Consider the following 6,210-nt stretch of genomic DNA (forward strand, 5'->3'; position numbering starts at 1 on the left):
TCCCCGTGGCAAGAAGATCGAGATTGGCCGCGGGAATATCCTTTGCCGTCAGCGGCGCGCTGCGTTGCGCGACCACGCCGCCGCCCGCTCGCCCGGAATTGGAGCCGGTGCCGCCGAACTTCATCGCCTGGACGCCAAACTGGTCCTGGTTGAAGAAGATGTACCAGGGAAACAGGGCGCAGATCAGGCCGAGCGTGATGCCGAGCGCGGCTATGACGAAATCGCTGCGTCGGTCGGACTTCTTCTTCAGTCGGGGAAACGGTGCCTTTGGCGGCTGCGGCCATTCGGTGCGCGGGAACAGCCCGTCGATCAGCGAGTCGCGGCTGGCCTGCGTCATCTCGGCAGCCACCGCCTGGGGAGCCCGGGGCAGAGCGGGTTCGACGGGCCTGGCCAGATCAGGATCGGCTTTGCCAGCTCGTGGCAGGATTGGCTTGACGGCTCTGGCCAGAACGGCCTCGGCTTTGGCTGCGATGTCACGGGCGGCCTTTGCCTTGGCGGTTCTCGCTTCGTCAGCCTCGGCTTGCTCCACGGCGTTGGCCTCGGCGATCATGTCGCGCAGGATGCGCTCGGTATATTCGCGTTCAGTCTCCGGCATCGGCCTTCAGCTTGCTCTTGAGGTGGCGGGCGAGATCGGAGAACGGGTCGGTCGACGGGCGATCCTTCGGCGCTTGCGTCAGCGCCTCATAGATCAGCGGCACCTGGCGCACGGCGATGTCCAGTTCGGCATCGGCGCCCCCCTGATAGGCCCCAAGCAACCGGATATCGCGCGTGTCCTCGAAGCGCGAGATCATCGACTTCAGCCTTGTCACCAGCGCGCGCTGTTCTACGCTCCAGGCCTTTCCGGCCAACCGCGATATGGACGACAGCGGGTTGACGGGGGGATAGCGACCCTGTTCGGCGATCGCACGGTCGAGCACGACATGGCCGTCGAGGATGCCGCGCACGGAATCGGCGACCGGATCGTTGTGATCGTCGCCGTCGACCAGCACGGAAATGATGGCGGTGATGGATCCTTTGCCTTCCCCGCCCGGCCCGGCGCGTTCGAGCAGCTTGGGCAGTTCGGTGAACACCGAGGCCGGATAACCGCGCGCGACCGGCGGCTCGCCGGTCCCCGTCGCCACCTCACGCAGGGCGTGGGCGAAGCGGGTGATCGAATCCAGCACCAGCAAAACGCGATGCCCCTGGTCGCGGAAATGCTCGGCGACGCGCATGGCGGTGTCCGGCGCACGCCGGCGCATCATGGCGCTTTCGTCGCTGGTGGCGACGACGGCGACGGTCTTGGCCATGCTCTCGCCGATAGTATCCTCGAGGAATTCACGCACTTCTCGGCCGCGTTCGCCGATGAGCGCCACCACGACGGTATCGAATGCGTCGGCGCCGGCGAGCATGGCGAGCAGCGTCGACTTGCCGACGCCGGAGCCGGCAAAGATGCCAAGGCGCTGGCCGAAACAGAGCGGCGTGAAGATGTCGATGACCTTGACGCCGGTCATGAAGGCAGTGCCGACGCGTTGCCGCGCCATGGCTCCCGGCGTCGTCTGGGCGCCGCGCGATGTGTCGTCTCCCCGGGCGAGCGGCGGGCCGCCATCGATCGTCCTGGTGAGTGCGTCGATGGTGCGGCCGCGCCACGAGGCATGCGGCGCCACCACGAGCGGACCTCGGCGGAAAACGGCATCACCGATGCCGGAATCGGCGCTGCGTTCGAAGGGTGCCACGACGGCCTCGTCGCGGCCGATCTTGACGATCTCGCCGCGCCGCGCACCGGCATCGCCGCGCTGCTCGACGATGTCGCCCAGCCTGGCGAAGCCGGAAAGGCCGTGCACCTTGTAGTGCGTGGGCGTGACTTCGATGACGCGGCCGCCGCGCTTGAGCAGCGCCTCGGCGTCGGCGAAACGCCGCCAGACCCGTTCCAGCGCGGCAAGCCGGTCTTCCGGCGCCGGCTGGAGTTGTCTTTCGGGTGCGCGCAGGGATGGTTGGTCGAGCGACATGGATTATTTCGAGCCGAGCGTCTTGATCGCCTCGTCTGTGGACGAGTCGGTCTGCCGCATCAGGGCGGCGGTGTTCTCGAAGGCGCGCTGGACCATGATCAGCCGGGTGATCTCCAGCACCGGATTGACATTGGACTCTTCGAGAAAACCCTGGGCGACGCCGACATCGGAGCGGTCGGTGACAGGCTCCGGGGTGCGTGCCGGAACGATGCCGGAATTGCCGTAGCGGACGAAGTTCGGGCCTGGGTCGAAATTGTAGAGACCGATCGAGCCGACAAGCTGATCGTTCTGGCGCAACGAACCATCGGCCCCGGCCTTGGGTGGGCCGTTGCGGGGATCAAGCTGGATCGGCGAGCCGCCGGCATCGAGCACCGGGTGGCCCTCGATCGACATCAGCTCGCCGTTCTCGTTCATCGAAAAGCGGCCGTCGCGGGTCATGACGGTGCCGACCGGCGTCTCTATGGCAAACCAGGCATCGCCCTGGATGGCGAAATCGAAGGGATTTCCGGTCTCGCTCAAGGCGCCGTGGGCGCCGGAAAGGTAGGTCTTGCCCGGGGAGGCGAAGGATACCGATTTCTGCCCGGTGCCGGAGACGACGTCCTCGAACTTCACGCCGGTAGCGCGAAAGCCGATCGTCGAGGCGTTGGCGACGTTGTCGGCGATGGTGTCGAGGCGCCGCTCGAGCGCGATCTGCGACGAAAGGGCGACGTACAGGCTGTCCCGCATGATGGCCTCAGAACCTCAATTTCTGCATGGCCATCATCAGGTCGGTGGAGATGCCGACGGTGAGTGGCTGGGCAAATAGCACGCTGACCGAGGTGACGGCCGATGAAGTCGGGTGGTTGATCTCGTACATGCTGGTGAAGCGGGTCAGGAACTTGCCGAGTTTCTCGGGGTCGGAGAAATCCGAGATGTCGAGTTTTTGCTCGAACAGCTGCGCCTGCTTGTCGACGTCGGCGGTGGCGAAGGAATCGGGCAGGCCGAGCACGGTGCGCACGACACTGGCAAGCGCGGTGTCGGCCAGCACGTCATACCAGCTGGTGATGGTTGGGGCCTTGCGATCGAAGTAAAGCGCCAGCCGCACGCCCTGGTTGGCCTGACCGGCATCCTCTTCGAGGGTCTGGCGCATGTATTTGTCGACGGTCGGCTGCTGCGCCGGATTGATGGTGGTGGTGTTTTCGCCATAGGCTTCGAAGTTGAAGGCGGAGGCAAGCGCGGCATAGGTCTTGTCCGTCATCTTGTTGGCGACACTGTGGGGGTCGCGGACGCCGCCTTGCAGAACCCGCTTGATGAGATCCTTGTCCTCCGTCGCCGAGTCGAGACCGAATGACGCCAGCGCGTATGTGTAGAGCCGGCTGTTCGACATCAGATCGTCGATCGACTTCACCTTGGTGATGTTGGCAAGATAGTATGTCGTCTCGCCCTTCACATAGGCCGAATTGGGATCGAGGCCGGCGATCTGGGCCTGGATGGCATAGTTCTTGGTCACCAATTGCTGTGTCTTGTTGTAGATGGTCGCATCGGCGCCGTTGGCGGCGAAGTTGAAGGCGCTGACGAATTCGGCGTAACGCTTGTCGGTCAGCTTGTTGGCGAAGCTGTCGGGATCGGAGACGCCTTCCTTGAGTGCCTTGACCATGAAGGCCTTGGCGTAGTCCATGTCCTCCAGCCCGTAGGCCTTCATGGCATACTTGAACAAACGGTCGTTTTTGACGAAATCGTCGATCGATTTCACCTTGGTGATATTCGCGAGATAATATTTGGTGTCGCGATCAACCACGGGCTGCTGCTCGATCCTGTCGATCGATTTTGAAATGTCCTTGGTGATGAGCTGGTAGCTCGTAAAGGTATTGAGCAAAGACGTGCCTCCGGCCGAAGCTATGCCGGCACAATACCCCTACTTCCTTGCGCGAAACTGAATCGCTTCCAAGCCCTCGATTCAAGCCTCACACAAGGCACGGGGACTATCCCTAGCTCCTGATGTGAAATGCGGAAGGACCTGTCGTGGGCATTCTGATTGGACTGGTGGTAACGCTCGGCTGCGTCCTTGGCGGCTTCATGGCCATGGGCGGCCATCTTCACGTGCTGATCCAGCCATGGGAGGTCGTGATCATCTGTGGTGCGGCTTTTGGCACCTTCCTCGTTGCCAATCCGATGAAGACGGTCAAGGACACCGGCAAGGCCATTCTCGAAGCCTTCAAGCAGGCGGTGCCGAAGGAACAGGACTATCTCGAGACGCTCGGCGTGCTGCACTCGCTGATGCGCGAGCTGCGGTCGAAATCCCGCAGCGAGGTCGAGGCGCATATCGACAATCCAGAAGAGTCGGCGATTTTCCAGGCGTTCCCAACCGTGCTGCACAATCATGACCTGACGCATTTCATCTGCGACTACTGCCGTATCATCATCATCGGCAATGCCCGCTCGCACGAGATCGAGGCGCTGATGGACGAAGAGATCCAGACCATCAGGTCCGACAAGATGAAGGCCTATCACGCGATGGTGGCGGTGGGCGATGGCCTGCCGGCGCTCGGCATCGTCGCCGCCGTGCTCGGCGTGGTCAAGGCGATGGGCGCGCTCGACCAGTCGCCGGAAATCCTCGGCGGTCTGATCGGTGCCGCACTTGTCGGAACGTTCCTCGGCATCTTCCTGTCCTATTCGGTGGTCGGACCGGTCGCGACCAAGATCAAGACGGTGCGCGAAAAGAAGAACCGCCTCTATATCATCGTCAAGCAGACACTGCTGGCCTACATGAACGGTGCGCTGCCGCAGGTAGCGATCGAGTTCGGCCGCAAGACCATCTCGTCCTATGAACGGCCGACGATCGATGCCGTCGAACAGAGCACGATGAATACCGGTGCCGTCGAAAAGAAGGCCGCCTGAACGATGCGCGATAGATCGGTCCCAGCACTGTCATGACCAGTCCGGGCAGCCCAGCGGAAGCGCGTTCGCTGATCATCGAGCGTCTGGTCGGCGACAGCGGCGAGGCCGCGCAGGTCATCGACGCAGGCCGCGCCATGGCCGAACGCGCCGTACCGCTGTTGCAGAAAAGCCTGACCAGCGAGCTTGGCGTTCCGGTCGTCGTCGACCTCAAAGCGATCGAGGTCAGCCGCGTTCCCGAGGCGCGTTCGCGTGCCGGCGACACGTTCGCCATGACCGTGATCGGCTCGTCGGCGTCCTCTGATGCGATGACCCTGGTGATCGATGCTCCGGCGATCGCGATCATGGTCTGCACGCTGTTCGGCGGCGACCCGGATCTGCCGGCATCGCCGATCGAACGCGATCTGTCGCAGATCGAAATCGATGTTTCGACCATGGTGTTCCAGCAGGTCGCGCAGGCCCTCAACGGATCGGGAAAGCGCTCGCTCGACCTGCGCCTGCCCGCGCCGCGAGCGATGTCCGGCACCGAGGCGAAGCGGTATGTGCTGCGCGATGGCGCGGCAATCCGCATCGTGCTTGGCATCTCGACGCCGGCCGATAGTGGCACCGTCACGGTGACGATGCCGCAGCGCGTCGTGCTGGCCAGCCGCGACGGAGCCGTGCCTGTCAGCGACGACGATCACGGCCCCAGCTGGCGCGCCCGCTTTTCGGAAGAGGTGATGCGCTCCACCGTGGCGCTCGAGGCCACGATGCCGCTGGCGCGGCTGACGCTCGGCGATCTCGCCGGTTTCGAAATCGGCGACGTCATCGAATTCGAGGAAACGGCCCAGTCCCAGGCGCGTCTCAGCGCACGGGGCAAGACGCTGTTCGTATGCGAGTTCGGCAAACTGGGACAGAATTACACCGTCCGGATCAGGCATCCTTACGACGCCGGGCAGGACTTTATCGACGGGCTGATGCCGGCTGCCGCCGGACGCGCCTGAGCATTTGGAGACGATCATGGCCAAAACCAAGGCGGAAGCCGACCTCGACCAGCCGGACGAGCAACTCGATCGCGCCATCGAAGAGTTGCGCGGTGTCCTGCATGAAGAGGAGCAACGCCCCGATGCGGCCTTCAGGGCGGCCTCATCAGCCAATTCGAGCGTGATCATGAACATCCCCGTCGATGTCCAGATCATCCTCGGCAGCACCGAGATGCCGGTCTCCGATCTGATGGCGCTGCAAAAAGGGTCGACCGTGGCGCTCAATCGCCGCATCGGCGAACCTGTCGACGTCGTGGTCAACGGCCGCAAGATCGCGCGCGGCGAGATCACCGTGCTGGAAAGCGATCCGTCGCGGTTCGGCATCAGGC

At 63.6% G+C, this 6,210-nt stretch carries 7 protein-coding genes; 3 read left to right on the top strand and 4 right to left on the bottom strand.

From position 1 onward, the window contains the following. The 4 genes from EN984_RS18825 to EN984_RS18840 form a co-directional block, all read right to left on the bottom strand. Nucleotides 1-595: hypothetical protein (locus EN984_RS18825; RefSeq protein WP_127383877.1), on the bottom strand; the 595-nt coding region annotated here is incomplete at its 3' end. After that, on the bottom strand, nucleotides 582-1,985 hold the full coding sequence (gene fliI / locus EN984_RS18830) for a flagellar protein export ATPase FliI (protein ID WP_127271435.1): 1,404 nt from the start codon (nucleotides 1,983-1,985) through the stop codon (nucleotides 582-584). The genes fliI and EN984_RS18825, both read right to left, overlap by 14 nt. 3 nt (nucleotides 1,986-1,988) lie before the next feature. Next, on the bottom strand, nucleotides 1,989-2,711 hold the full coding sequence (gene flgF / locus EN984_RS18835; RefSeq protein WP_127269591.1) for a flagellar basal-body rod protein FlgF: 723 nt from the start codon (nucleotides 2,709-2,711) through the stop codon (nucleotides 1,989-1,991). Nucleotides 2,712-2,718: 7 nt separating this feature from the next. Next, the gene (locus tag EN984_RS18840) at nucleotides 2,719-3,840 is read right to left on the bottom strand and encodes a DUF1217 domain-containing protein (RefSeq protein WP_127269590.1); all 1,122 of its coding nucleotides are present in this window, start codon (nucleotides 3,838-3,840) and stop codon (nucleotides 2,719-2,721) included. Nucleotides 3,841-3,986: 146 nt separating this feature from the next. Between EN984_RS18840 and motA the strand changes: the two genes are divergently transcribed. The 3 genes from motA to fliN form a co-directional block, all read left to right on the top strand. Continuing rightward, nucleotides 3,987-4,862, top strand: coding sequence for a flagellar motor stator protein MotA (gene motA, locus EN984_RS18845; RefSeq protein WP_127271433.1), 876 nt, complete (start codon nucleotides 3,987-3,989; stop codon nucleotides 4,860-4,862). Between the two features lie 32 nt (nucleotides 4,863-4,894). Further along, nucleotides 4,895-5,842 (top strand): FliM/FliN family flagellar motor switch protein, encoded by a 948-nt coding sequence (locus tag EN984_RS18850; RefSeq protein WP_127269588.1) that lies wholly within the window; start codon nucleotides 4,895-4,897, stop codon nucleotides 5,840-5,842. A 16-nt stretch (nucleotides 5,843-5,858) separates the two neighbouring features. Then, nucleotides 5,859-6,210 (top strand): flagellar motor switch protein FliN (fliN, locus tag EN984_RS18855; protein ID WP_127383878.1); only part of this gene is annotated, 352 nt, incomplete at its 3' end.

Origin of the sequence: Mesorhizobium sp. M7A.F.Ca.CA.004.12.1.1 (assembly GCF_003997835.1) — a bacterium.
GTDB lineage: Bacteria > Pseudomonadota > Alphaproteobacteria > Rhizobiales > Rhizobiaceae > Mesorhizobium.

Coding starts and splice junctions, on each gene's coding strand:
- fliI (WP_127271435.1), bottom strand. CDS start 1,985: ATGTCGCTCGACCAACCATCCCTGCGCGCACCCGAAAGACAACTCCAG.
- flgF (WP_127269591.1), bottom strand. CDS start 2,711: ATGCGGGACAGCCTGTACGTCGCCCTTTCGTCGCAGATCGCGCTCGAG.
- EN984_RS18850 (WP_127269588.1), top strand. CDS start 4,895: ATGACCAGTCCGGGCAGCCCAGCGGAAGCGCGTTCGCTGATCATCGAG.